Here is a 25,039-nt window from a genome sequence, read left to right on the forward strand (position 1 = left end):
CCGTCAGGTCCCGGCGACCTCGGGGTGCTCGGGCGGCAGTCCGTGCCGCTCGCCGGCCTTCAGCAGCACGAGCTGCCGACGCTCCCAGTCGAGCATGTCCTGGCGCTGCGCCTCGAGCACGCGGCTCTCGCCGCAGGCGGTGAGCGATCGCCCGCACGAGCACGTGCCGGGCTTGCGCGCGTCGGGGTGGTGGAACGCCTGCAGCCGCCACAGCGCGACCATCGCCTTGTCGACCCGTCTCGCCGTCAACGCGGTCGCGCGTTCGGCGCGGCGCACCAGCTCGCCCTGGAGCGAGTCGCGGAGGCCGGCGCCGACCTCGCTGTCGGCCGCGATCACGCCCGCGCGCAGCTGGTCGCGCTCAGCCGTGAGTCGGGCGATGACGGCCGCCGCCTCGTCGGCGGCGAGCGCCGCGGCCGCCTCTTCGGCTCGGGCATCGGCCTCGTGCCGATCGAGGATGCCCCGCCACAGCGCGATGTGCTCCCGGTCGCGGCGCACCGCCTTCTCGTCGCCGCCGTGGGTGCGGCAGTGCTCGCACACGACCTGGTCGGACGGCGAGGCGAAGCGGAAGCGCTGCAGGCTGCCGCAGCAGAGGCAGCGCGCGTCGACGTCGACGTGGAGTCGGTACTCGTGGGGCATGCCGGTGTCAGTCCTGCGAGCGGATGCGGTCGCTCCTGGCGAGGAACGTCGCCGCGACGATCGTCACGACGCAGAGCAGGGCCGGCCCGAGGGTCTTCGCGAGGTCGCCCTGGAGCGCACCGATGAACGCGTCGATGCCCTGCACGATCGTCATCGCCACGGCGATCGCCAGCAGCGCGGCATCCGATCGGAACAGCGGCGCGACGAGGGCGAGCACGACCAGCGCGGTGCTGCGGGATGCCGCGTACAGCGCGTTGGCATCCTCGAGCCCGGCGTCGGTCACGGCGATGACGGCGAAGGCGATGCTCGTGATCGCGCTGATCACCGTGACGGCGTAGCAGATCCAGAAGGCCGCGCCGCGGACGGATGCGCTCGTCGATGCACTCATGTGCTCAGCGTGGCCTCCGCGGGCCATCGGGTCAAGGACGTCGGCGGCGCGGCCCCGGACGGCCGCCGACGATGCGCCGGCACGAGGCGCCGGCCTGTCGGGCCGCCCGTTCTCGCCGGCCTGTCAGGCCGCCCGCGCGCCATCCGACTGATGCGAGCCGTGCCCGAGATGCAGGATGCCCGCCCACCAGCCGTCGCCCGTCGGCCGCCCGTGCGTGCGGGACGGCACCGCCGCGCCGTCGGCCTCGAGCTGCCGTTCGCGCTGCTCGCGAACGCGCTCGAGCTCCTGGGCGAATCGGGCCCCCTGCGCGTCCTGCAGGTGGAGGTAGCTGAGTTCCGAGATCATCATGTCGACTCCCTGTGTCTGTCTGGAGTCGACATTCGTCCCTGAGGTACCCGATGGGTATCGGGCATCCGCCCTAGTTCTGGCCCACCACTGCCGTGGTGCGCACCCCATCGGGTACGGCGTCGGCGTCGACCGGCGCGCTCGGCCGGTCGCCTCCGCGGGCCGGCGCCGGAACGACCTCGTTCGCGGCGTGATCGCGCACGCGCTTCGCGAGCAGGTGCGCCGGCCGTTCGACCACGTGGTAGAACACGACCGCCACCAGGAGCGCGACGGGCAGCGCGATCAGCACCGTCATGAAGGGCCGGGGCACGAGGTGCCCGATCGCGATCACGATGGGTTCGTGCACGAGGTACAGGCTGAAGGAGATCGTGCCGAGGAAGAGGAACGGCCTCGACGACAGGATGCGCGCGAGCAGCCCGGCGTGCACGGCCGCGACGATCAGGATCGCGACCCCGACGAGCGTGAGCGGCATGGTCGCCGCCCGCGCCGTCACACGATCGGTGTACGGCAGCACGAGCCAGTAGGAGCTGGTGAGCACGAGCGCGCCCGCGACGGCCACGGTCCATGCCGGGATCGCGACGGCTCGCGGCATCCGCCCCACCGTCTCGCCGAGGCGCTCCCACCCGGCGGCGAGGGCCACGCCGAGCCCGAACATCGGCAGGTACTTCAACGCCGTCACGCCCTCGAGGGTGCCGATGGTGGACAGCGCGACGGCGATGACCGCCTGCAGCCACGCGGGCATCCGCCTGGCCGCATACAGGTAGACGGGGAGCAGGAGGGAGAACAGCACCTCCCAGTAGAGCGACCAGAGCGGGCTGACCACTCCGCTCGGTCCGCCGAGGAGCGTCGCATCCTCGAGCATGGAGGAGATCGGGTAGTCGTCGCTCCGACGCGAGAGCCAGACGCTCTCGGTCGCGCCGTCGCGCGGGACCAGTGCGATCACGATGCCCGCGAGCACGACGGCGCCGATCACGGGGACGTAGAGGCGCACGATGCGCGACGGGTAGTACGACCGCCACGTGAACGACCTCGACCGGGCCGCGAGCGACAGCACGAGGCCCGACAGGATGAAGAAGAGGTACACCGCCTCGGTGCCGCCCCACAGCAGGTGCAACGGGGTGTGCACGAGCAGCCAGGTCGCCCCCGGCTCGGCGCGACCGCCGTAGTAGGGCGCCGCGAGCGCGGGAACGACGAGCAGCGAGTGGTGCACGAGCACGATGAGCGCCGCGAGACCGCGCAGGCCGTCGAGCGATTGCACGCGTGGCCGTGAAGCAGGCATGGCACATCCCTCGAGGACCGGAAGTTGGATTGGGTGCTCGACGACGTCAGCGAGCTGAAGACAGCATGCTACCCGACGACCCCGAACGCACCCCCGGGGCCTCGCGATCCTCAGGCCCCCGCGCAGGATCGACCGGTTACGATCGCCTCATGAAGCCCGAGTGGACCCGTCGTCGCGTTGCGGCCGTGCGGTGGACCGCGCTCGGGCTCGTCGGTGCCGGCGTCTGCGTCGCGATCGTCGCCGCCCCGCTCGCCCTCGGATCGCCGACGCCCACGACGGGCGGGATCACCGAGGCGATCGCCGCGGCGCCGTCGGCCACGCCCGACGCCGAGACGCGGCCGGTCCCGACCGACACGACCCCGCGCCTGTCCGACCTGCCCGCGAATCCCCGGGCGCTCATCCTGGGCGACTCGTTCACCGCCGGGTACGGTGCGACCTCGTCATCCGCGAACTGGGCGGCCATCGCGGCGGGCTCACTCCGGTGGCAGGCGACGATCGACGGCGTCGGCGGCACGGGCTTCACCAAGACGACCTCGACCGACGGCACCGACGGACTCGGCTTCCGGCAGCGCCTGCTCGCGCAGGCCCGCACCGGCGCGACCTACGACGTGATCGTGATCCAGGGCGGCCTGAACGACTGGCGCGCGTCCACCGAGGCCGAGGCCGAGGCCGTGGGCCAGGTCGTGCGCACGGCGCGCATGCAGTGGCCGGAGGCGGTCGTCGTGGTGTTCGGCCCGGCCGAGCCCATCGCCGCCGGAACCGCACGGCTCGTGCACCTCCCGGCGATCCGGGCGGCGTCGGTCGAGGCGGGCGCCGTGTTCATCGACCCGTCGTCGCCGACGCCCTGGATCACGACCGGCAACAGCGACCTGCTCGACCTGGGCGACGGCCTGCACCTGAACGACGCGGGCTACGGCTACCTCGCCGCGCGGTTCGTCACCGCCGTCCTCACGGCGCAGTCCGCCGAGTGAGCCCGGTCAGGGCGTGCCGTAGGGACTCACCCCCCAGGTGATCTCGGCGAACTTCGCCTGGCCCGAGATGCTCGGATGGAAGTAGTCGAGCACCGAGATCTGGCTGGCCGTGAACGAGTAGTTCGCCACGGCGTTGCCGTCGAACGTGCAGTTCGCGACCGCGGCGCACGCACCGGCCAGCGCCACGTTGTACTCGTCGACCCTCGCCTGCACCTGGTCTCGTCGGGTGGTGTCGGCGATGGCCGTGCTGGTGGGCCTCACGAGCATCGACTGGCAGATCTTCCCGGCCGCCCAGACGAGCCTCGCGCCAGACTTGGCCTGGCTCAGCGACCACATGCGCTTCAGGTTCGGGATGCTCGCGACGAAGATCCTCGCCGTCGGCGTTCCCTGGTTGATCGCCTGCAGCGCCGTCAGCACCGAGGTGCGGAACGCCGCCGTCGCGGTCATGCCGGCGACGGTCGAGGTGCACGCGTCGTTGGCGCCGATCTCGACCGTGACGTACTGGGCCCGCTGCGCGACCGCCTTCTGCGCCTGGGCGAGCAGGTTGGCGGCCTTCGAGCCGGTGACGGCGTCGTTGTACACGGCGAGCGTCGTCGCACCCGCCAACCTGAGGCGGCTCGCGTGCGACTTCACCGATGAGGAGGATCCGGTCGACCAGCTGTACGCCGGGCAGTCACGGTAGCCGCAGGCATCCGTCGCCTGGGTGATCGAGTCCCCGAGCGCGGCGATCGAGGGCGGCGGCGGCGGGGCGGCCTGGGCGCCGGTCCCCCCGGCGAAGGAGACGGCGAGGAGCGCGATCGTCGCGGCGACGGCTCCCAACGAGGTGCGGATGCTTGGACGACGAGCCACGGACGTGCCCTTCCACCGTGCCAGCGATGTCGGGTCGCATCGTCGAGGACGCTGTGCACGGAGGGGCGTGCGCACCGCACGCTACTCGCACGAGGAGGCCCCGGCAATGCCCCAGAACGAGCGGATGTCCGCGGCATCCGACAGAGTGGGAGCATGACCGCCACGCCGAACGAGACGACGCCCTCCTCGCCAGGCGCGGCATCCGCAGATCTCCGCACGGCGGCGCTCGAGGCGCTCCGCGAACTCGTCGGCCGCGACGACGCGACGTTCCACGACGGGCAGTTCGAGGCCATCAGCGCCCTGGTCGAGGGCCGTCGACGCGCGCTCGTGGTGCAGCGCACGGGGTGGGGCAAGTCGGCCGTCTACTTCGTGGCCACGCTCCTGCTCCGACGCGAGGGCGCCGGGCCCACGGTGCTCGTCTCCCCGCTGCTCGCGCTCATGCGCGACCAGATCGCCGCGGCCGAGCGCGCGGGCGTACGCGCCGTGGCCATCAACTCGACGAACGCGCACGAGTGGTCCGACGTGCTGCAGCGGCTCGACGCCGACGAGGTCGACGTGCTCCTCGTCTCGCCCGAGCGGCTCAACAACCCGTCCTTCCGCGAGCAGCAGCTGCCCGCACTCGTGCGACGCATGGGCATGCTCGTGGTCGACGAGGCGCACTGCATCAGCGACTGGGGCCACGACTTCCGGCCCGACTACCGGCGCCTGCGCGAGCTCATCGCGCAGATGCCGGCCTCCGTGCCGGTGCTCGCGACGACGGCCACCGCCAACAGCCGGGTCGTGGCGGATGTCGCGGAGCAGCTCGGCTCCACGGCCGAAGGCGGCGATGCGGGCGATGGCGTGCTCACCATCCGGGGCCCGCTGGCTCGCACCTCGCTGCGGCTCGGGGTGCTGCGCCTCCCCGATTCGGCGAGCCGTCTCGCCTGGTTGCTCAGCCACCTCGACGACCTGCCCGGATCGGGCATCATCTACACGCTCACCGTCTCGGCCGCGACCGACATCGCCCGCGTGCTGCGCGAGCGCGGCCACGACGTGCGCGCCTACACCGGCCAGACCGACCCCGACGAGCGTGAGGAGTCCGAGGGCCTCCTGAAGCGCAACGAGGTCAAGGCGCTCGTGGCGACCAGCGCACTCGGCATGGGCTTCGACAAGCCCGACCTCGGGTTCGTCCTGCACCTCGGCGCCCCCTCGTCACCGGTGGCCTACTACCAGCAGGTCGGTCGCGCCGGCCGCGCGAGCGAGAGCGCCGACGTGCTGTTGATGCCCGGCACCGAAGACCGCGCGATCTGGCACTACTTCGCCACGGCGTCGATGCCCGACGAGGAGCGGGCGCGCCGCGTCATCGACGAACTCTCCGACGTGCCGGTGTCCACACCCGCCCTCGAGGCCCGCGTCGACATCCGACGCACCCCTCTCGAGCTGCTGCTGAAGGTGCTCGACGTCGACGGCGCCGTGCGCCGCGTGCAGGGCGGCTGGGTCGCCACGGGCGAGCCCTGGTCCTACGACGCCGAGCGGTATCGCCGCATCGCGGCCGAGCGCGAGGCCGAGCAGCAGCACATGATCGAGTACGAGCAGACCGACCGGTGCCGCATGGAGTTCCTCCAGCGATCCCTCGACGACGAGACGGCGGCGCCGTGCGGGCGCTGCGACAACTGCGCCGGCGTCTGGTACCCGGGCGACCTCGACGAGGGCGCTGCCGCCGCGGCATCCGGAGCCCTCGATCGGGTCGGCGTCCCGGTGGAGCCGCGCAAGGCCTGGCCGACCGGCGCCGATCGCCTGGGCGTTCCCGTGAAGGGCCGCATCGCTCCGGCCGAGCAGGCGGGCGAGGGTCGGGCCCTCGCCCGCCTCACCGACCTCGGATGGGGCGGCACGCTGCGCGAGGTCTTCGCGGCCGGCGCCCCCGACGCACCGGTGACGCCGGCGATGCTCGACGCGTGCGTGCGGGTGCTCGCCGACTGGGGCTGGCACGAGCGCCCCGTCGCCGTGGTGTCGATGCCGTCGCGCGCGCATCCGCTCCTCGTGCGATCGCTCGCCGAGGGCATCGCCCGCATCGGGCGCCTGCCCTATGTCGGCGCCCTCGAGCCCGCGAACGGCGGCCCGAGCGGGCAACCCGGCGGCAACAGCGCGTTCCGCCTCGCGGGTGTCTGGCAGCGCTTCACGGCCGAGGGGCTCGACGTGCCGAGTGGCGGCGTGCTGCTCGTCGACGATCTGGCCGACAGCCGGTGGTCGCTCACGGTCGCGGCACGCGAGCTCCGGCAGGCCGGCGCCGCCGAGGTGCTGCCGTTCGTGCTCGCGCTGCGCGGCTGACGCGCGACCACGCGACCGTGACCGGCACGCCGACGACCGACACGGCCACGACCGACACGGCCGAGCCGCGAGCCGGGCGCGCCGGGCTCGGTCAGCCGGCGACCGGCGCCTGCTCCTTCGCGACGAGCGTCAGCACGTCGTAGCTCGCGACGAGGTCGTCGTCCTGGTTCCGCAGCACGGCGTCCCACCGCACCTCGCCGTACTCGTCGGTCTCGCGCGGCGTGATCTGCTTCGCCGTGAGCTCGACCCGGATCGCGTCGCCCGGCGACACGGGCGTGACGAACCTGAGGTTCTCGAGGCCCGAGTTCGCGAGCACGGGTCCGGGCGCCGCGTCGACGAAGAGCCCGGCCGCCCACGACACGAGCAGGTACCCGTGCGCGACGCGGCCCGGGAAGAACGGGTTGGCCGCCGCGGCGGCCTCGTCCATGTGGGCGTAGAACGTGTCGCCCGTGAAGTGCGCGAACGTCTCGATGTCCTCGAGCGTGACCGTGCGCGAACCCGACACGACCTGGTCGCCGATGCGGAGCTCGGCGAGCGACTTGCGGAAGGGGTGCGGTTCGCCGGCCTCGGCGTACGGCGTCGACGCGGCGCCCGCATGCCAGACGCCGGTCAGGGCGGTCAGCATCTCGGGCGAACCCTGCACGGCCGTGCGCTGCATGTGGTGCAGCACCGCCCGGATGCCGCCGAGCTCCTCGCCGCCGCCGGCGCGACCCGGTCCGCCGTGCACGAGCGTGGGCAGCGGCGAACCGTGGCCCGTCGAGGTGCGGGCGTCGTCGCGGTCGAGCAGCAGCAGGCGGCCGTTGTAGGCCGCGATGCCCGAGGCGAGGGCCACGGCAACCGCGGGGTCGTGCGTGGCGACACTCGTCACGAGCGAGCCGCCGCCGCGTGCGACGAGCCGCACGGCGTCGTCGACGCTGTCGTAGCCGACGATCGAGGTCACGGGCCCGAACGCCTCGACCTCGTGCAGGGCGGGGCTCGCGGCATCCGCGAATCGCAGCATGACGGGTGAGACGAACGCCCCGTCGGATGCCGCGCCGTCGGTGCCGTCGGCGAGCCGCACGGTCGGGGCATCCGTGGAGCCGATCACGATCTCGCCGCCCTCGTCGGCGAGGCGGCGCACCTGGCGGAGGACCTCGTCGCGCTGGCCGGTCGAGGCGAGCGGCCCCATGGTCACGCCCTCGGCGCGGGGGTCCCCCACGACGACGCGCTCGGCGATGCGGGCCCGCGCGGCCCCGATGACGGCGTCGACGGATGCCGCGGGCACGATCGCCCGGCGGATGGCCGTGCACTTCTGGCCGGCCTTCGTGGTCATCTCGGTCACGAGCTGCTTGACGTAGGCGTCGAACTCGGGCGTGCCGTCGACGGCGTCGGGGCCGAGCACCGACGCGTTGATCGAGTCCGTCTCGCTCGTGAAGCGCACGCCGCCCGTCTGCACGGAGTCGTTGGCGCGCAGGCGCTCGGCGGTCGAGGCCGATCCGGTGAACGCGACGAGGTCGCCGAGCCGGAGGTGCTCGAAGAGGTCGGGCACGCTGCCCGAGACGAGCTGGAGCGAGCCGTCGGGCAGCAGGCCCGACTCGACGAGGATGCGCACGAACGCCTCGGCGAGGTATCCGGTCGGCGTCGCCGGCTTCACGAGGCTCGGAACCCCGGCGAGGAACGCGGGGGCGAACTTCTCGAGCGACCCCCAGACCGGGAAGTTGAAGGCGTTGATCTGCACGGCGACCCCGGGCAGGCGCGTGAAGATGTGCCGCCCGAGGAACGAGCCGTCCTTCGAGAGCTGCTCGACGCCGCCGTCGACGTACACCTGCGAGTTCGGCAGCTCGCGTCGCCCCTTCGACGAGTACGTGAAGAGCACGCCGATGCCGCCGTCGATGTCGACCCAGGAGTCCTGCTTCGTCGCGCCTGTGCGGCTCGAGAGCTCGTAGAGCTCCTGCTTGCGCTCGGTGAGGACGAGGGCCATCTGCTTCAGCAGCACGGCACGCTGGTGGAAGGTCAGCTCGCCGAGCGAGCGCTGGCCCACGGTGCGCGCGTACTCCAGCGCCGCCGCGAGGTCGAGCCCCTCGGTCGAGACGCGGGTCACGACCTCGCCGGTCGAGGCGTCGCGCACCTCCGTCGCGGATGCGGCGACGCCGCCGCCCGCGGTCGTCGCGGCATCCGGCGTCCACCACTCGCCGTTGACGTAGCTGGGCAGGATCGTGTTCATTCGGGGTGCCTTTCGTCGAACGGGCATCGAGCGGTCGCAGATGGCGACATGACGGGCGCGGAGGTCGCCATCCGCGACCGCTCGAGGAGGAGACGGCCACGATCGCTCATGACTCGTCCCAGGTGTAGAAGCCCTGGCCGGTCTTGCGGCCGAGTCGCCCCTCGGCGACCATGCGCCGCATCAGGGCGGGGGGCGCGAACCGCTCGCCGAGGTTCGCGGCGAGGTACTCGGCGATGCCGAGCCGCACGTCGAGCCCGACGAGGTCGGTCAGGCGCAGGGGGCCGACCGGATGCTTGTACCCGAGCGTCATGGCCCGGTCGATGTCCTCGGCGGTGGCGACGCCCTCCTCGAGCATGCGGATCGCCTCGAGGCCGATCACGACGCCGAGCCGCGAGGACGCGAACCCCGGGGAGTCGGCGACGACGATGGGGGTCTTGCCGATCGCGTGCACCCACTCGCGCGAGGCGTCGACGAGCGGCGCGTCGGTCGCCGCGCCACGCACGATCTCGACGAGCGTCGACGCGGGCACGGGGTTGAAGAAGTGCATGCCGAGGAATCGCGAGGGCCGGTCGAGCAGGGCCGCGAGCTCGTCGATCGAGATCGACGACGTGTTCGAGGCGAGCGCGGCGTCGTCGCCGATGACGGCCTCGACGCGGGTGAGCGCGTCGATCTTCAGCTCGAGCTGCTCGGGCACGGCCTCGACCACGAGCCCGCAGCGCGCGAACGAGCCGACGTCGGTGCTCGTGCCGAATCGAGCGGCGATGACGTCGGCGCCCTCGTCGGCGGTGCCGCGGGCGACGGATGCCGCGACGGAGTCGAGCACGCGCGTCGACGCCGCGGCCGCGGCATCCGCGTCGCGCTCGACGACGGTCACCCGCGAGCCCGCCAGCAGGAACGCGTGCGCGATGCCCGCGCCCATGCGCCCGCCGCCGAGCACGCCGACGTCGGACGGGGCACCGGTCGTGGTCTCGCTCACTTCTGCTTCCTCTCGAGGAACTCGCTCATGCGCCGGAACTTCTCGGGGCTCTCGAAGAGCACCGCCTGCGCCTCGTTGTCGGCCTCGGGATGCGCAGCGCGCGGTGCGCGGAACACGCGCTTCGTCGCGATGGTCGCGTCCCGGTCGTTGCGCGCGATGCGGTCGGCGATCGCGTGCGCGGCGCCCAGCAGCTCGTCGGCCGGATGCAGCGCGCTCACGAGCCCGATCGCGAGCGCCTCGTCGGCCTGGACCGTGCGCCCGGTGAGCAGCATCTCGGCCGCGCGGGCTTCGCCGACGATCTCCTTCAGCCGCCAGCTCGCACCGGCCGCGGCGAGGATGCCGAGTCCGGTCTCGGGGTTGCCGATCTTCAGCGACGGGGTCGCGATGCGGATGTCGGCCGCGTAGGCGAGCTCGGCGCCGCCGCCGAGGGCGTACCCATCGAGCGCCGCGATGACCGGCATCGGCAGTTCGGCGATGCGGATGAACGCATTCGCGTTGATGCCGCGGTGGGCGTCGGCGGCACGGCGCTCGCGCAGCTGGGCGATGTCGGCCCCCGAGGCGAACACGCCGCCGGCGCCCGTGAGGATCAGGATGCGCGGGATCGCCTCGAGCTCGGCGCAGAGCAGGTGCAGCGCGTCGATGGTGCGCTGGTCGATCGCGTTGCGCACGTCGGGGCGGTCGAGCGTGGCGACGACCCGGTCGGGGAAGCGCTCGATGCGGAGCGGCGAGCCGCCGGCGCCCGTCGCGGGGTCTGCTGCGGCATCCGTCATGACAGGTGCTCCACGATGAGGGCCGACCCCTGGCCGACGCCGACGCACATGGTCGCGAGGCCGTAGCGCGAGCCCTCGCGTTCCATGCGCCCGAGCAGGGTCACCACGAGGCGCGAGCCCGAGGAGCCGAGCGGATGCCCCAGCGCGATCGCTCCCCCGTCGGCGTTGACGCGCTCGGGGTCGAGGCCGAGCCGGCGCATCGAGGCGATCGACTGGGTGGCGAACGCCTCGTTGAGCTCGATCGAGCCCAGGTCGCCGATGGCCAGGCCGGAGCGGGCGAGGGCCTTCTCGGTGGCGGGCACCGGCCCGAGTCCCATGATCTCGGGCGCGAGGCCGGCGGATGCCCCGACCACGACCCGTGCGCGGGGCACGAGTCCGTACCGCTCGACGGCGGCCGCACTGGCGACGACGATCGCGGACGCGCCGTCGTTGAGCGAGCTCGCGTTGCCCGCCGTCACGACGGACCCTCCGGGGACGACGGGGCGCAACGCGGCGAGCGCCTCGAGGGTCGTGTCGCGGCGGGGCCCCTCGTCGACGAGCACCTCGCCGCCTCGGGCGAGCGGCACGCCGACGATCTCGTCGGCGAAGCGGCCGGCGTCGATCGCGGATGCCGCGCGGTGCTGCGAGCGCAGCGCGAACTCGTCGGCCTCGGCGCGCGTGATGCCGTCGACCCTGGCGACCTCCTCGGCGGTCTCGGGCATCGAGAACGTGGCCTTGTCGCGGGCGAGCAGACGCGGGTTCGGGAACCGCCATCCGATCGACGTGTCGTAGGCGGCGCCGGGCTTCGCCCACGCCTTCTCGGGCTTGGCCTGCACCCACGGCGCGCGGGTCATCGACTCGACGCCGCCGGCGACGATGAGGTCGGCGTCGCCGGCCCGGATCGCCTGGGCCGCCATCGTGACGGCGGACATGCCGGAGGCGCAGAGGCGGTTCACGGTGATGCCCGGAATCGAATCGGGCAGGCCGGCCAGCAGCACGGCCATGCGCGCGACGTTGCGGTTGTCCTCGCCGGCCTGGTTGGCCGCCCCGAGGATGACCTCGTCGATCATGCCGTCGGCGACCGCCGCCGGGTCGAGGCCCGCGCGACGCACGGCCTCACCGACGACGAGGGCCGCGAGGTCGTCGGGTCGCACACTCGCGAGCGCTCCGCCGTACCGGCCCACGGGCGTGCGAACCCCTCCGACGAGGTAGGCCTCGGCCATCTGTTCTCCTGACGTCATTGTCCGGTCGAATTAGTGACCGACCGTTCAGGAAGTAATTATGGCACGGGGTCGAGCCGCCACGCCAGTCCGCCGGTCGCGTACCTGCGCCGGGCGCGTACGTGCGCCGGTCGCGTACGTTCGGCCGGCCGCGTCCATGCCCAGGCACGTGGCATCCGCAGCCCGGAACACGACACGCCCCGGTCCGCAGGTGCGGGCCGGGGCGCGAGGTCGCCGTGATCGCCGACTACTCGAGCAGGTCGCGGCCCTTCGTCTCCTTGACCAGCGAGACGCCGATGAGCGAGATGACGCTCGCGATCGCGATGTACACGCCGATCGTCCACGACTGGCCCGTCGCGTTCAGCAGCGACTCGGCGATCATGGGCGCGAACGCCCCGCCGAGGATGGCGCCGAGCGCGTACCCGATCGAGACGCCCGAGTAGCGGACCCTGGCCGGGAACATCTCCGCGTAGAGCGAGGCCTGCGGGCCGTACGAGAGACCCAGGCCGAACGTCATGACGAACAGGGCCACGAAGTACCAGAGGATCTCACCGGTGTCGATGAGGAACCACATCGGCACGGCCCAGAGCGCGAGGAAGACGTAGCCGATCTGGAAGGTGCGCACGCGGCCCAGGCGGTCGGAGACGCGCCCGCCCCAGAGCGTGAAGATGAGCCAGCCGAACGAGGCGAAGGTCGTCGCGAGCAGCACGCTGGGGCGATCCATGCCGAGCCCGACGACGGCGTACGTCGCGAAGTAGGCGATGAGCAGGTACCCGGCGGCGTTGTTCGCGATGAAGATGACCGCGGTGAGCACGACCTGCTTGGTGTTGTGGCGGAACAGCTCGCGCAGCGGCGTCGAGGACTCCTTGCGGCGACGCAGCAGTTCCTCGAAGACGGGGCTCTCCTCGACCGCCCGGCGAATGACGTACCCGACGATGATGAGCACGATCGAGAGCAGGAACGGGATGCGCCAACCCCACTCCATGAACGCCTCGGGCGACATCGAGCTCGTGAGGACCCACAGGGTGAACGTCGCGAGGATCATGCCGACCGGCACGCCGATCTGCGGGAAGGCGCCGAAGAAGCCGCGACGGCCCTTCGGGGCGTGCTCGACCGCCATGAGCGCCGCGCCACCCCACTCGCCGCCGGCCGAGAACCCCTGCAGGATGCGGAGGAGGATCAGCAGGATCGGCGCGGCGATGCCGATGGCGGCGTACGTCGGCAGGAAGCCGATGAGCGAGGTCGACACGCCCATCATGACGAGCGTGAAGACGAGCATCCGCTTGCGCCCGAGCTTGTCGCCGAGGTATCCGGCGACGATCGCGCCGAGGGGGCGGAACAGGAACGAGATGCCGATCGTGGCGAACGCGAGGACCTGGGCGAGGCCCGGGTTCGACTCGGCCACCGGCGCGAGGAAGAGCGGGGCGAGCACGAGACCGGCCGCCTGGGCGTAGATGAAGAAGTCGTACCACTCGATCGAGGTGCCGACCAGGGTGCCCGCGAGCACCCTCCGTTCCTCGGCGGGCATCCGCCCGTTCTTCGTGCTCTCGGTGACTTCGGTCGACATGCGAACTCCGTTGTTCTGACGTGCGGGGAGGGGGCTGGTCGGAGTCGTCTGCGTCGCCCGACTTCCTGACCGATTGTTCGGTTGGGAATTGAGCGTACGCAATGACGGATGCCGCGCGCAACCCGAACGGGGGCGCGTACGCCGGTGGATGCCGGGACTCAGGCCCCGCCGAGGGCCGCTCGGCGCCCCTCCTCGCGGGCGTCCTCCACGAGCCGGTCGATCCTCGCGGACCGGCGGCGACGGCCGAGCGCGATCCCGAGCACGATGAGCGCCACCGCGACGAGCAGCACGGACTGCGGCAGCGGCAGGGCCCAGACCGTCACCGTGCGCTCGGCGCGGTCGGCGACCGTCTCCGTCCCGTCCGGGCCGACCGCGGTGGCCTCGACGGTCACCGGCACGGTCACGACCCCGAGCGGCCAGACGGCGGGGACGCCGAAGGCCAGGGTGCGCTCCTCGCCCGGGAGCAGGTCGGCGCTCGTCGGGCCGGCTGCGCCGGACTCGTCGGCCTCGAAGCCGGTCGCGGCGATCCTCTCGCCGCCGGACTCGACCGCGCCCTCGATGGCGAGCGCCACGTTGCCCGTGTTCTCGATGACGCCGGTGACCTCGAGGCGACCGGGCCGGAAGGGGTTCCACGAGATGACGTATCGGCCGTCCGCGGCGAGGGCGACGGCCGGCGCGAGTTCGCCGGTCACCCGCGTCATCACCCGGAACCCCACGCGGCTCTCCACGCCGACCCGGGCGCCGTCACCGGTCGAGGTCGAGACGACGGATGCCGCGATGCCCGCGGCGTGGTCGCCGGGCGTCGCGTTCTCGGGCACGGCGACGGTGAACGGCACGATCGCCGTCGAGCCGGCCGCGATCGTCACCGAGTCCGCCACCGAGATCCAGGTTCCGGCGTCGACGGAGTCCTGATCGGACGGCAGCATGTTGAAGCGCCCGGTCGACGTGAGGTAGCCGTCGGCGGCCGTGATCGCGAACGTCACCGCCTCGTCGCCGAGGTTGTGCACCGCGAGGTGCTCGGTGGCGGACGCCCCCGGGTCGAGGTCGAGCTCGACCCGGGAACGCCCGTCGGGCCCTGTGGCATCCGCCGGCGAGACCGACCAGGACACCGAGGCGGGCGTCTCCTCCGCCCACGCTGAGACGGGTGAGCCCGCCACCACGGCGAGCGCACACACGACCCCCGCGAACGCGAGCACCACGGCGCGCGCCCCCGAGGTCGGCACGCCCGTTCGGAGGAACCGACGCATGGCCCTACTCGAACAGCGACAGGGTCAGCGTCGCGGTGTAGCCCCCCGGCGCGACCGTCACCGGCGTGCGGAGGAACAGGTCGGCGTTCGCGGTCCACTGCCCTTCGGCGGCGATGTCCTCCGAGTCCCACGCGAGCGCGAGCAGCTCCTGGTCGACGAGACCGAACGGATCCCCGGCGGTCTCGTCCATGACGGTGTCGACGCGTTCGCCCTCGGCGACGAGACCGCTCGCGCCGCCGTCGATGAGGTGCGGGGCCCAGCCGAGGTGCCCGGCATCGATCGCCGGCTGCCCGGCGTCCCCGACGAAGTCGCTCGAGGTCCCGATGACGTACCAGGCCGCGCCATCGGGGATCTCCTCGGCCGATCGCGTGTCGGTGACCGTCACGGTCGGCAGCGAGCCGGTGAACTGCCGCACCGTCCCGGTCGAGCCCTCCTCGACGAGCGCGGTCGCGCCGCTCGCCACGGTCATCGCGAGCACGCCCGGCTCCGCGATCTCGGGGATCTCGACCTGCACGTCGACCTCCCCGCCGCCGTGGTTCTCCTCGGCCGCGGCGACCCCGGCGACGCCCACGAGCATCAGGGCTCCGAGTCCGATCGCGCAGGCGCGGACGGCGCCTCTCGTGTGCTTCATGGCATGCTCCTTCGGTTCCTCGGATGGCTTCGCGGACGGTGGATGCCGCGTGCGGCGGTCATCGGCAGTCGGTGGCCGCGTACGCGGCATCCGCGGTCTGGGTGAGGGTCTGGCCGGCGACCGTCGCCGTGACCTTTGCCGTGACCGTGCCGGCCGCGATGCCCGCGGCCCGCGTGGTGAACGCCTGCGTGGCGCTGGCTCCGGCCGCGATCGAGCCGATCGTCTTCGAGCCGTAGGCCGAGTCGAGGGTGACTGCGACCGGGACGTCGGCCGTGTTGTGCACGAGTGCGGTCACGACGGCCTTCTTCGCGACGCATCGCGTGCTCGCCGTGACCTCGACGGCGAGCTTCGGGGGCGCGAGTTCGTCGGCCGTGACGATCAGCCAGCTCAGCTGCACGTCGGTGGCGCCCGTCGGGCTCAGCGCGACGTCGATGCGACCGTCGGCGCCGACCGAGACCCCGGCGTACGCGGCCGCCTGGTTCGTGTCGTCGTAGTCGTGGTCCGCTTCGACGACGACGCCGTTCACCGTGACCTCGGCCCCGCGATCGGGAGCCCACTGCGCCCACGGGTCGGAGTACCCGGCGAACACCGTGTAGGTGCCGGGCTCCAGGCCGTCGAACCGGTACGCGAGGTCGGCGCCGCCGGTCGCGTACCTGAGGGTGGAGAACATCGATCCGCTCTCGTCGCCCGTCGTGGCGCTCGCGTCGCCGAGGTAGCCCCACGACGCGTGCGTTCCGGGGTCGACGCCGTACTTCTGGTCGGGTCGGCTGTTCAGCACGGATGCCTCGGCGGATGCCGCGTCGATGAGCGCCGTCCAGTCGGCGGTGCGCTGCCCTCCGGCATTCACGGCGTACCGCACGTGCTGGGGCACGACCGCGACCGAGCGGGTGAAGGTGCGCCCGCCGAACTCGGGCAGCGTGCCGGTGACGGTCACGGTGCCCGGGAGCTCGAGCGACCCGTCGACGGCCCACGTCACCGGCTGCGAGGTCGTCTCGCCGTTCTGCGCCACCGTCACGGTCGGCACGTCGAAGGGCTCGCCGAGCGGGACGCTCGTCGGCACGCCCGTGACCTCCCACGCGGCCCACTGGTCGAGCTCGTCGAGCGTCCACTCGTCCCAGACCTCGACCGAGAGCGTGTCGCCGCCCTCGCCCATGTTCAGGGGCAGCCAGACGAGCGGTGCGTTCCGCAGCGCGTCGTCGGAGCCGCCGTTCCAGCGGTCGCCCATGTAGATGTACTTGCCGTGCTCGCGGTCGACCGGGATGACGGAGGTCGGCTGCGTGTTCCACGAGTTGGACTGAGCCCACCACGGGAACGGGTCGCCGATCTCGGTCCAGTCGCCCATGAGGTCCGTCGCCGACGCGTACTTCGTCGGGTTCGGCGACCAGCCACTGGTGCCCGACGTGAGCAGGAAGTAGCGCTCGTCGTGCTTGAACATCGCCGGCGCCTCACGCGACCAGCCGACGAAGATGCGGTTGTAGTCGACTCCCTCGACGGCCTGGTCGGCCGGCGTGGCGAGGCCGGTGTACTCGTCGTCGAGCTTCGAGATGTACATCGTCCCGTTGTCCTCGCTCGAGTAGATGATGTATCCCGTGCCGTCATCGTCGACGAAGAGGTTCATGTCGCGCGCCATGCCGGGGTCGCCCCAGCCGTCGGGCGAGGAGTTCAAGGCCTGGTTGTCGATGTAGCGGAACGGACCGAACGGGGAGTCGGCGATCGCCACGCCCGCCCTGGCCTTCGCGTACTGCGCGGTCGAGGTCTCGCTCGGTCCGTCCATGTGCGCCCACATGACCCACTTGCCGGTGCTCTCGTTGAAGATCACCTTCGGCCGCTCGATGATCGGCGGCGTCACACCCGACACCGGCGTGGTGCCGAGGTCGCGGTAGACGGCGTCCTTCTGCGCCTGCGTGTAGTCGCTGTACAGGGCTTCGAAGTACGGCTCGTCGAACTGCGCCCTCGACGAGAGGGCGCGCAGTGCGAGGCCCTCATCGGTCCAGTTGGTGAGGTCGTACGAGCTGTAGACGTGCACGCCGGGAGCCGAGTGGTACCCGTTCGTGCGGTCCTCGCCGTAGAGGTAGTAGATCGTCTCGCCCTCGTCGTCGGTCGACGGCACGACCTGGCCGCCGTGGGCCTGGATCACGTTGCCGTTCGTGTCGAGCCACTCCTGCCCGGGGCGGAAGCTCGTGTAGGTCGGTCCGACCGGTCCCTCGGGTTCGACGAGCGTGAACCGCTGGTTCCCGCCGCCGTTCGAAGTCCAGAGCCCCACGGATGCCCCGACCGACGTCGACTGCCCCCCGACGTCGAGCACGCGCTCGCGCGCCGGGTTCAGCAGGGTGAAGGTGGTGCCGTCGGTGGTGTTCGCGACCCATTGCGCCGAGGCATCCGCTCGGGCCTCGTCGTCGCTCAGGGTGCGCAGCTCGGTGCTCCCGCTCGCGTTCGTGGCGAGCGTGCGGCCGTCGGCCAGTCGCAGCGCGAACCGGTCGCTCGTGGTGCCGTCGCCCTCGCTCAGGCGCGTCGCGGTCCAGAGCTGGGCGGCGTCGGCATCCGCTGCCGCGGCGTCACCGAGCACGGTGGCCGGGCTCCCCGAGGTCGCGGCGAGCGGCTTGCTGCTCTGCACCCCCACGAGGCGGAAGGTCTCGCCGTCGCGGACGGCCGGTGCGTCGGCGGCGGAGCCGGAGGCTCCGGTCACCACGAACGTCGTGATCGACTTCGCGGGCACGGTCAGGTCGGCCGAGGCCGTGGCCTGGTCGACGGCGACGGGTGCGCCCTCGACGAGTGCGTTCGCCGAGGGGTCCCCCGCCGGCGACTCCGTCGTGATGATCGGCGTGACGGTCGCGCCCGCTGCGAGCTCGCCGAACTGCGAGAGGTCGACGCGCACGGCCTGCTCATCGCCCGAGGTGTTCGTGTGCACGAGCACGGCGCCGGAGCCGTCGCCCTTGACCGCCGAGGTCGTCTGGGCGTCGTTCGTCGGCACGATGCGGTCACCGGGCTCGATGTAGTGCGTGAAGTTGCGGATCGCGTCGAACTTGGAGTTCGTCACGACCTTGCACGACGGGTCGGCGTCACCGTCGGCGAGCCGCCGCTCGGAGTCGCCGTCGGCGTTGCAGTCGAAGTCGATGAAGACCGAGCCCCAGTTGAGCTTCTCCTGCTTCTGCATGTTGTAGAGGTCCTCGACGGGCTGCCAGAGCACCCAGGCGGACGGGTCGAGCTCGCGCAGGTCGCCCATGATGTGCTGGGCGATGCCGAGCCCGTTCTCGATCGAGGCGGGGTTCCAGGAGTTGCCGCCCCAGTTGCCCTCGACCTCACTCATCCAGAGCGGCTTATCGGCGGCCTTCGCGATGTCGCGCACGCGCAGCCGGTCGCCCGTGCCGTAAGTGTGCACGTTGAGCTGGTCGACGGCCTGCTTCGCCTCGGGCGTCCAGCCGTCCCAGTCGGCGACGAAGCGTCCGGGGTTCGTCTCATCAGGCCCGGAGAGGAGGGCGTCGGTCGTGGTGGCCTCGTCGGCGAGCTCCGCGTCGAGCGCGGTCAGCACCTGCGACTGCATCGCGGGCCCGACGTGCGCGCCCTCCTGGCGTCCGCCGGTCGGTGTGCCGCCGGCGCCGAGGGTCGTGCCCCAGTAGTTCGTGTTCGGCTCGTTGAGGGGATCGATCGTGTCGAACTCGATGCCATGGGTGTCCTCGACATGCTCGGCGACCGTCGTGAGGTAGGTGGCGAACTTCTCGACGGCCGCGGGCTTGATCTGCTCGGCGTTCGCGTCGAAGCCGCCGCTGACGTAGCCGCTCTCGGTCATGAAGTACGGCGGCGAGTTGCTGAACGCCTCCCACTTCGTGACGCGGTCCTTGATCTGGTCGACCCAGGCGAGCTGTGCGGCGTCGGCCTCGAAGTCGTAGTCGGATGCCGCGTCGCCCGTCCATGCGGCGAGGAACCGGTCGCGGTCGGCGTAGCTCGACGTGATCTCGCCCTGGGCGTCGGTCAGCGGCGCATCCGCGTTCCACCACCCGGGCACGGCACCGCCGGGCCGCAGGTAGTCGGACACGTCGGACGCGTTGCCGCCGCCGATGTTGTATCGGGCGATGTTGAGGTTCATGCCGTCGTCACCGAACACCGAGTCGATGAGGTCGGTGCGGAGCGCTTCGGGGTAGTCGCCGGTGGCGTTCGCCATCCAGACGAGGCTGGTTCCCCAGCCCTCGAACTCCGGGCCGGTGACGGCAGGATTGGGCGTGAGCACCACGTCGGCCTCGGCTGCGGAGGCGGCGAGCGGCATGAACTGCAGGGAGCCGGCTACGGCGACGGCGGCGACAGCCGCCGCGACGCCGCGCGGGCGTGAATTCAAAGGGGACACCGTTGTCTCTTCCGATCAGGAATGTTGACGTCAACATTCAGATGTTGACGTCAACATATCGGATGCGGAGGTCGCTTGTCGAGAGATTTTCGAGACTCGCGGAAGGTAAACGTTGCAGAGCAGTGGCGGATGGGCGCGGCCACCTCGAAGGCTCGGCCGAGCCCACGAGGTGACGACCTGACGACCTGACGACCTGACGACCTGACGACCTGACGACGCCAGTATTCCCGGGGCCCGGATGCCAGGAGGGCGCGGGATCACCTCGCGAGGCCGAACGTCACCTCGCGGGGATCACCTCGTCGCCATCTCCACGGCGTCCAGTCGCTACTCGGCGGGCTCCTCGGTGGGTTCCTCCGAGGGCTCGTCGGTCGGCTCGTCCGTCGGCTCATCCGAGGGCTCGGTCGCCGGCGGGGCGGTATCGGTCGGCGGCCCGAAGGCCGTCCAGGCCCCGCTCTTGCATTGGTAGAAGGACCAGGCCTCGGTGTCGATGTAGAGATCGCCGTCGGTGCTGCACTTCTCAGGGTCGGGCTTGCCTTCGTCGAGAAGCACCTGTGTTCCCGGCTTGCCATCCGCGCCGTCCGCGCCGTCTGCGCCCGTCGCTCCCGTGGCGCCGGTCTGGCCATCGGTGCCGGCCGCACCGGTGGCGCCCGTCGCGCCGGTCAGGTTCTCGGCCGCCGAGGTGCGGATGTTGCCGACCAATTCCCACTCGTCATCCGTGAAGAGGTAGACGTCGGAGGTGGAGATGTCGATGTAGACGTCGCCGTCGTAGCCCTTGCCCGCTTCGGGCGCACCGGTTCCGGCGCGAACCGCTGAGCCGGCGGGGAGGATCTCCTCGAGGGCCTCCTCGTAGGCCGCCTCGTCGACCTCTACAGGCGTCGGCGTCGCCACCGCCTCGACCGTGTCGGCCGACCGCGCGAGCGAGGAGCCGAGGAATGCCGCGACGAACGACAGGACGACGACCCCGATGCCCACCGAGATGAGTGCGGCCATGCTGACGCCGGCCGGCTTCCGGCCGGCCTCCGCTGGCGAGGTCGCCACGGCCGTGGTGTCGCCTGGGGCTCCCGGTGGAATCGCCCCGGATGCCGGATCCTTCGGGGCCGACGAATCGGGAGGAGTGCCCTGCGGGTTGCCGTCGTCGGTCATGTCGTGCCCCTCCACGTCTCGCGTTCGCACTCGACCCGTGGATACCGGAAGCGGACCGCGTCGCGCTCATGCTAGCGGCGCGCACGGGAGAAGGAACAGGCCCCCGTCCGCAAGGACGAGGGCCTGTTCGAGTGCTGCGGCGACGGATGGCTCAGACGGCCGGGGCCTTCTCGGCGTCGGAAGCCGCGTCGTCGACCTGCGCACCGGCGACCTGCTCGTCGTCGGCCTCGATCGTCTCGTCGGCCTCCTCGAGCACGTCGGGGGTGTCGGCGGTGTCGGGGAACTCCTGGCCGGATGCGTCGGCGTCGGCCGCGGCATCCGCGACCTCGACGACCTCGACCTCGACGACCTCGATCTCGACGACCTCGACGGTCTCGACGACCTCGGGGGCCTGGTAGCCGGGGGCGTCCTCGGGGAACGCCTCCTCGCCGAACGCGAGGAAGTCGAACTCCACGTCGATCTCGGCCCGGTCGAGCAGGTCGGTCATGCGACGCTGACGATTGCGCGGGATGAGCGTGACGACGCGACCCTCCTTGCCGGCGCGGCCGGTGCGGCCCGCGCGGTGCAGGTAGGTCTTGTACTCGTCGGGCGCGTCGGCCTGGATCACCAGGTCGATGTCGTCGACGTGGATGCCGCGTGCCGCGACGTCCGTGGCGACGAGCACGTCGACCCGACCCGAGGTGAGCTGCTGCAGGTTGCGCGTGCGGCGCGACTGGTTGAGGTCGCCGTGCAGGGCGACGGCGCGGATGCCGTAGTCCTCGAGGTGCGCGGTCAGGTCCTCGGCGAACGCACGCGTGCGGCTGAAGACGAGGGTCTTGCCCTTGCGGTTGGCGAGCTGGGCGACGATGTCGCGCTTCTCGCGGTTCTCGATGACGAACACGCGGTGCTCGATCGTCGAGGACGCCTGGTCTTCGCCCGCGACCTCGTGCACGGCCGGGTCCACGAGGAACTCGTCGACGAGCGTCGCGACGCCCTGGTCGAGGGTGGCCGAGAAGAGGAGCCTCTGGCTGCCGGGCGCGGTGCGGCGGAGGATGCGCTGCACGGGCTCGAGGAACCCGAGGTCGCACATGTGGTCGGCCTCGTCGAGCACCGTGATGGCGATCTCGCTGAGGTCGAGGCGACCCTGCTCGATGAGGTCCTCGATGCGGCCGGGGGTGCCGATCACGATGTCGACGCCGCGCTGCAGCGCACCGACCTGACGACCCTGGGGGACGCCGCCGTAGATCTGCGTGGTGAAGAGGCCGACGCTCTGCGCGATGGGCTGCACGGTGCGGTCGATCTGCAGCGCGAGCTCGCGCGTGGGGGCCAGGATCAGGGCGCGGGGCTTGCGGCCCATCTGGCGCTTGCCGCCGGCCTTGCCCGACTGGGCCCAGAGCGTCATGAGGCGCTCGACGGTCGGAGCGCCGAAGGCGATGGTCTTGCCGGAGCCGGTCTTGCCGCGGCCGAGCACGTCGCGACCCTCGAGCACGACGGGGATCGTCGCGGCCTGGATCGGGAACGGCGACTCGGCACCGAGTTCGGCGAGCACGCGGACGACGTTCTGGCCGAGGCCGAGGTCGCCGAAGCTCACGCCGTCGACGTCGCCGGCCTGGATCGCCTCGGCCTCGAGGCGCTCGAGCACGACGTCGTCGTTCGGCGTGAAGTGCGCGCCGGCATCCTTCGCGGGGTAGAAGCTCGACGGGCGGCGAGCGGAGTCCTGGAAGCCGGGACGCTCGAAGTCGCGGCGGGCGGGGCGCTCGCTGCGGTCGTTGCGGTCGAACGAACGCGCCGGGCGCTCGTTGCGGTCGAACGAACGCGCCGGGCGCTCGTTGCGGTCGAAGTCGCGGCGCGGCGCCCGCTCGTCGCGGTCGAACGAACGAGCAGGACGGTCGTTGCGGTCGTTCCGGTCGAACGAACGGGCCGGACGGTCGTTGCGGTCGAACGAACGGGGAGCCCGGTCGTCACGGTCGTTCGAGCGGGCCGGGCGATCGTTCCGGTCGAAGGAACGAGCCGGACGGTCGTTGCGGTCGTACGAACGGGGAGCCCGGTCGTCACGGTCGAACGAACGAGCCGGACGGTCGTTCCGATCGTTCCGGTCGAACGAACGAGCCGGACGGTCGTTCCGGTCGTTCCGGTCGAACGAACGAGCCGGACGGTCGTTCCGGTCGTTCCGGTCGAACGAACGGGGAGCCCGGTCATCGCGGTCGAACGAACGCGCCGGGCGGTCGTTGCGATCGAACGAACGGGGAGCGCGGTCATCGCGGTCGTTCGAGCGCACGGGACGGTCGTTCCGGTCGAACGAACGCGCCGGACGGTCGTTGCGGTCGTTGCGGTCGTACGAACGGGGAGCGCGGTCGTCGCGGTCGAACGAACGCGCCGGGCGCTCGTTGCGATCGAACGAACGGGGAGCGCGGTCATCGCGGTCGTTCGAGCGGGCGGGGCGGTCGTTGCGGTCGAACGAGCGCGGGGCCCGGTCGTCGCGGCCGTCGCGGTCGGCGCGGTGCGGCGACCGGCCGGCGGAGACGCGCTCGTCGCGCGACCAGCGGTCCTTCGCACGGGGTGCGTCGGCCTCTTCGGGGCGGTAGCCGCGGTGGCCGGCGCTGCGCGAGCCGGGCTTGGACGAACCGTGGTGCGATCCGGCGGACTTGCCGCCCTTCGCGTACGACGGGTCGAAGTTCTTGGCGGGTCGTCCGCCGGCGGGCTTCTTGTTCTTGGGCATGGCGATGCTTTCTGGGTTACTTCAAGTACATGGCAGTACCGCCGCGGGGCGGCGCGCTGAGAACCCGGAACATCGTCGACCGGGGCCGTTCACATACGGTGACTATTCGAGGGCGACTGCCCCGAAACCGGCCCCTGGACTCACAAACCCATCCGCACTACGCGTGCGGTGTCCAGAACCGACCTTCCAACGATAGCGGATGCCGCTGGGAAACCGCCGAGCACGGGCCCGAAGCCCGCGCGACCGGGCGCTTCCTGAGGCACGCTCGCATTCGAATTGGCCGCGCGCGCCGAGCGGAGTAGCATCACTGCACCCCTGAACCCGGAGCCCTGGTGACCTCGACCCGAAACGCAGGCGGCTCCGGCATCCGCTCCCGGCGGATCCTGGTCGCCGCCGCTGCCGCCCTCGTGGCCGTCGTCGGCGTGTCCGCGCTCTCGGGCTTCCACCGTCAGCTCCGCGAGATCGACCCGCCCGGCGCGGATGCCGCGAGCGAGCTCACGACTCCCGCGATCGTCGGCATCCGCACGTTCACCCCGCCCGAGGGCATCGTCGTCGACGAGGACGTCGAGTACGGCGTGCGCGACGACGGCACGGTGCTGACCCTCGATGTCTGCCGGCCCGCCGTGATCCCGGCCGAGGCGGCTCCGGCCGCTGCAGCGGCGCTCACGACGGCCGGCACGACCGCGCTCCCGGCGGTCGTGTCGATCCACGGCGGCAGCTGGGCGCGCGGCGACAAGGCCAACAGCGACTGGCGCAACGTCTGCCTCTGGCTCGCGAGCGAGGGCTTCGTCGCGGCATCCGTCAACTACCGGCTCGTGCCCGAGGTGCGCTTCCCGGCGGCGATCGACGACGTGTCGCTGGCCGTGCAGTGGCTGCGCGACCCCGAGCAGCTCGAGCGGTTCGACGTCGACCCGGCGCGCATCGGCGCGTTCGGCGGGTCGGCGGGCGGCAACCTCGCCGCCCTGCTCGGCACGACCGGCGACGGCCCGCTCGACGTGGGTTCGCGGGTCGCCGCGGTGGCCGAGCTCTCGGGGCCGGTCGGCCTCACGGCCGACGAGCTCGTCGCCGACGGGGCGTCGGCGTGGCTCCGCGGAATCGTCGCCGCCTACCTCGGCTGCGAGGCCGACGCGGGCGACGACGCGTGCCCTCAGGCGACGGATGCCTCGGCGGCATCGTTCATCGACGCGAGCGATCCGCCGTTCTTCATCGGCCACGCCGAGACCGAGGTGGTCCCGCTCGCGCAGTCGCGCGGCTTCGCCGCGAGCCTCGCCGATGCCGGGGTGCCGGTCGAGCTCGCGGCCGTCGCGGGGTCGGAGCACTCGATCGGCATCCTCGACGAGGCGATGCGGGCCCGCGTCGCGGCGTTCCTGCACGCCAGCCTCGGCTGACCCGGCGGCATCCGCTCCACCGACGCATCCGCTCGACGCGGCATCCGCTCGACGCGGCATCCGCTCGACCTGAGGGGCCCAGATACGATCATCGGCGAGACCC

At 72.0% G+C, this 25,039-nt stretch carries 18 protein-coding genes; 3 read left to right on the top strand and 15 right to left on the bottom strand.

The window, feature by feature from the left end:
* Positions 1–3: 3 nt before the first annotated feature.
* The 4 genes from ACR3IO_RS03430 to ACR3IO_RS03445 form a co-directional block, all read right to left on the bottom strand.
* Positions 4–636 (bottom strand): hypothetical protein, encoded by a 633-nt coding sequence (locus ACR3IO_RS03430; protein ID WP_434069755.1) that lies wholly within the window; start codon positions 634–636, stop codon positions 4–6.
* A gap of 7 nt (positions 637–643) precedes the next feature.
* Positions 644–1,024: a hypothetical protein gene (locus ACR3IO_RS03435; RefSeq protein WP_434069756.1), complete on the bottom strand. Its 381-nt coding sequence runs from the start codon at positions 1,022–1,024 to the stop codon at positions 644–646.
* A gap of 123 nt (positions 1,025–1,147) precedes the next feature.
* Positions 1,148–1,372, bottom strand: a complete 225-nt coding sequence (locus ACR3IO_RS03440; protein ID WP_434069757.1) for a hypothetical protein — start codon at positions 1,370–1,372, stop codon at positions 1,148–1,150.
* A gap of 70 nt (positions 1,373–1,442) precedes the next feature.
* A complete protein-coding gene (locus tag ACR3IO_RS03445; protein ID WP_434069758.1) occupies positions 1,443–2,648 on the bottom strand; it encodes an acyltransferase family protein in 1,206 nt (401 codons plus the stop codon).
* 149 nt (positions 2,649–2,797) lie between these two features.
* Here ACR3IO_RS03445 and ACR3IO_RS03450 point away from each other — a divergent pair, with 149 nt between their 5' ends.
* Positions 2,798–3,619, top strand: coding sequence for an SGNH/GDSL hydrolase family protein (locus tag ACR3IO_RS03450; protein WP_434069759.1), 822 nt, complete (start codon positions 2,798–2,800; stop codon positions 3,617–3,619).
* 6 nt (positions 3,620–3,625) lie between these two features.
* Here the strand turns inward: ACR3IO_RS03450 and ACR3IO_RS03455 are convergent, their stop codons facing one another.
* Positions 3,626–4,468, bottom strand: a complete 843-nt coding sequence (locus tag ACR3IO_RS03455; protein WP_434069760.1) for an SGNH/GDSL hydrolase family protein — start codon at positions 4,466–4,468, stop codon at positions 3,626–3,628.
* A 153-nt stretch (positions 4,469–4,621) separates the two neighbouring features.
* On the opposite strand from ACR3IO_RS03455, the gene ACR3IO_RS03460 reads away from it, so the two are divergent.
* Entirely contained in the window at positions 4,622–6,775 is a 2,154-nt protein-coding gene (locus ACR3IO_RS03460) for a DEAD/DEAH box helicase (protein ID WP_434069761.1), read from the top strand.
* A 91-nt stretch (positions 6,776–6,866) separates the two neighbouring features.
* On the opposite strand, the gene paaZ is transcribed toward ACR3IO_RS03460, so the two are convergent.
* The 10 genes from paaZ to ACR3IO_RS03510 form a co-directional block, all read right to left on the bottom strand.
* Complete coding sequence (paaZ, locus tag ACR3IO_RS03465) at positions 6,867–8,978, bottom strand: phenylacetic acid degradation bifunctional protein PaaZ (protein ID WP_434069762.1); 2,112 nt, start codon at positions 8,976–8,978, stop codon at positions 6,867–6,869.
* 106 nt (positions 8,979–9,084) lie between these two features.
* On the bottom strand, positions 9,085–9,954 hold the full coding sequence (locus tag ACR3IO_RS03470; RefSeq protein ID WP_434069763.1) for a 3-hydroxyacyl-CoA dehydrogenase family protein: 870 nt from the start codon (positions 9,952–9,954) through the stop codon (positions 9,085–9,087).
* The gene (locus ACR3IO_RS03475) at positions 9,951–10,724 is read right to left on the bottom strand and encodes an enoyl-CoA hydratase/isomerase family protein (RefSeq protein ID WP_434069764.1); all 774 of its coding nucleotides are present in this window, start codon (positions 10,722–10,724) and stop codon (positions 9,951–9,953) included. Before ACR3IO_RS03475 ends, ACR3IO_RS03470 begins: the two co-directional genes overlap by 4 nt.
* Positions 10,721–11,926 carry a thiolase family protein gene (locus ACR3IO_RS03480; protein ID WP_434069838.1) on the bottom strand — a complete coding sequence of 402 codons (1,206 nt, stop codon included), beginning with the start codon at positions 11,924–11,926 and terminating at the stop codon, positions 10,721–10,723. The genes ACR3IO_RS03475 and ACR3IO_RS03480 overlap by 4 nt, the downstream gene beginning before the upstream one ends.
* 244 nt (positions 11,927–12,170) lie before the next feature.
* Positions 12,171–13,490: an MFS transporter gene (locus ACR3IO_RS03485; RefSeq protein ID WP_434069765.1), complete on the bottom strand. Its 1,320-nt coding sequence runs from the start codon at positions 13,488–13,490 to the stop codon at positions 12,171–12,173.
* A 158-nt stretch (positions 13,491–13,648) separates the two neighbouring features.
* Complete coding sequence (locus ACR3IO_RS03490) at positions 13,649–14,737, bottom strand: WxL protein peptidoglycan domain-containing protein (RefSeq protein WP_434069766.1); 1,089 nt, start codon at positions 14,735–14,737, stop codon at positions 13,649–13,651.
* Between the two features lie 4 nt (positions 14,738–14,741).
* Positions 14,742–15,368 carry a hypothetical protein gene (locus ACR3IO_RS03495; RefSeq protein WP_434069767.1) on the bottom strand — a complete coding sequence of 209 codons (627 nt, stop codon included), beginning with the start codon at positions 15,366–15,368 and terminating at the stop codon, positions 14,742–14,744.
* A gap of 58 nt (positions 15,369–15,426) precedes the next feature.
* Positions 15,427–19,698, bottom strand: a complete 4,272-nt coding sequence (locus ACR3IO_RS03500) for a family 43 glycosylhydrolase (protein ID WP_434069768.1) — start codon at positions 19,696–19,698, stop codon at positions 15,427–15,429.
* A 333-nt stretch (positions 19,699–20,031) separates the two neighbouring features.
* On the bottom strand, positions 20,032–20,850 hold the full coding sequence (locus tag ACR3IO_RS03505) for a hypothetical protein (RefSeq protein WP_434069769.1): 819 nt from the start codon (positions 20,848–20,850) through the stop codon (positions 20,032–20,034).
* Between the two features lie 151 nt (positions 20,851–21,001).
* Positions 21,002–23,548, bottom strand: a complete 2,547-nt coding sequence (locus ACR3IO_RS03510) for a DEAD/DEAH box helicase (protein WP_434069770.1) — start codon at positions 23,546–23,548, stop codon at positions 21,002–21,004.
* A gap of 332 nt (positions 23,549–23,880) precedes the next feature.
* Here ACR3IO_RS03510 and ACR3IO_RS03515 point away from each other — a divergent pair, with 332 nt between their 5' ends.
* Positions 23,881–24,936 (top strand): alpha/beta hydrolase fold domain-containing protein, encoded by a 1,056-nt coding sequence (locus ACR3IO_RS03515; protein ID WP_434069771.1) that lies wholly within the window; start codon positions 23,881–23,883, stop codon positions 24,934–24,936.
* Positions 24,937–25,039 lie beyond the last annotated feature (103 nt).

Source organism: Agromyces sp. Marseille-Q5079 (assembly GCF_051016555.1).
Classification (GTDB): domain Bacteria; phylum Actinomycetota; class Actinomycetes; order Actinomycetales; family Microbacteriaceae; genus Agromyces.